Origin of the sequence: Zhengella mangrovi (assembly GCF_002727065.1) — a bacterium.
Classification (GTDB): domain Bacteria; phylum Pseudomonadota; class Alphaproteobacteria; order Rhizobiales; family Rhizobiaceae; genus Zhengella; species Zhengella mangrovi.
Window position 1 is genome coordinate 1 of the sequence record NZ_PDVP01000072.1, and the last position, 614, is coordinate 614.

Consider the following 614-nt stretch of genomic DNA (forward strand, 5'->3'; position numbering starts at 1 on the left):
AGGAGCCAGCACAACCGGAGCCTTGCTTGCGGTGATCGTAAGAGAGAGCAAATCGTTGCAGGCACTTCGCGCGATGCGGTCAAGGGCGTCGGCCGTGGCAGGGATTACGCATATCAGATTGGCCGACGAGGCCAGCGCTACATGGGGCACCCGCAGATTGTCCTGTTGCTCAAAGCCATCACGCCAGACCCGGATGCCGTAGGCTTCTATGAATTCGCGTGTGACGAAACGTGTCGCTGTGTCCGTCAAAATCACGTCAAGCTGCTCCTGGAAGCCGCTGAAACGTAGGCTGAGAATCGTCTGCGCCATCAATCCTGCAACGACACTTCCGGTGCATCCGACCACGAGATTTCCGCACTGCGGCTGGCCCGGACGCAAGTGAAACGAGGGAGCCGAAGACCGTGCAACTTCTGCCAGTCCAAGAAGAGATGCCGCATCATTGGCTACCAGCAAATGGTCTGCCGCGATCAACTCATCGAGCCCCTCGTGATCGCTTTCATGGTGCAGAATCTGGCTATCAAGGATTTCATCGATCTGCTGTGGCATGACGAGGCGCTGCAGTAGACCTGACCATGCTCGTGGTCGTTTCGTAGGACGCGCAATGGTCCTTTCGC

1 protein-coding gene is annotated in these 614 nt (G+C 57.5%); it reads right to left on the bottom strand.

Translation table 11 applies throughout. The annotated features are described in order from the left end of the window. Positions 1 to 546, bottom strand: a 546-nt coding sequence (locus CSC94_RS24435) for a flavoprotein (RefSeq protein WP_280950012.1), incomplete at its 3' end; no start/stop codon positions are given. Positions 547 to 614 lie beyond the last annotated feature (68 nt).